Here is an 826-nt window from a genome sequence, read left to right as displayed (position 1 = left end):
TCCCAAAGCCCTGTCCCAACACCCCCTGCGGAGATGCCCCATGACTCGTCCCCGCGCCGCGCTCGTCTCCTTGTCCGATACGCCCTGGTATCACGTCGTCACGCGGTGCGTGCGCCGGGCGTATCTCTGCGGCTTCGATCGGTTGACCGGGCGAAGTTTCGAGCATCGGCGCGGCTGGGTGGAACTGCGGTTGCGTCAGCTCGCGGGGGTGTTCGCGATCGATGTCGCGGCCTATGCGGTGATGAGCAATCACGTGCATCTGGTGGTGCGGGTCGATGCCGATCGCGCGGCGGGGTGGTCGGATGACGAGGTGTTGCGGCGCTGACGGTGTCTGTTCCGGGGGCCGGTGGTGGTGGAGCGGTTTCTGTCGCCTGCGACGCGGACGGAGATGACTGAGGCGGAGCTGGATCTGGTCGCGGACTTGGTCGCAACCTACCGGGCGCGGCTGGCGGATCTCTCGTGGTTCATGCGGGTGTTGAACGAGTCGATCGCGCGGGCGGCGAATCGGGAGGACGGGGTCCGCGGGCGGTTCTGGGAGGGGCGTTTTCGCTCGCAGGCGATCCTCGATGAGACGGCGTTGTTGGCGGTGATGGCCTATGTCGATCTCAACCCGATTCGGGCGGGGATCGCGGAGACGCCGGAGGAGAGCGCGCATACCGGGATCGCGGCGCGGATCGCCGCCTTGCGCGCGGACGAAGGTGACACGGCAGGACGGTCGTTCGCTGTCATAGAGCGATCGACACCTGAGGTTGTCGAGGGCCCGCCAACGGCGTGCACCGCCGCAGCGCCCGAGACCGACCACGCCGACAGCTCACCAGACGCTCGC

The 826-nt window shown here is 67.9% G+C and carries 1 pseudogene; it reads left to right on the top strand.

Annotated elements, in window-relative coordinates:
* Positions 1-40 precede the first annotated feature (40 nt).
* Positions 41-826, top strand: a pseudogene (locus HF203_RS16040) (transposase); the annotation flags it as partial.

It is taken from the genome of Marichromatium bheemlicum (genome assembly GCF_012276755.1).
Lineage (GTDB): Bacteria > Pseudomonadota > Gammaproteobacteria > Chromatiales > Chromatiaceae > Marichromatium > Marichromatium bheemlicum.
Note: the sequence above shows the minus strand (reverse complement) of the source record. Positions and strands in the feature narration are given on the sequence as shown.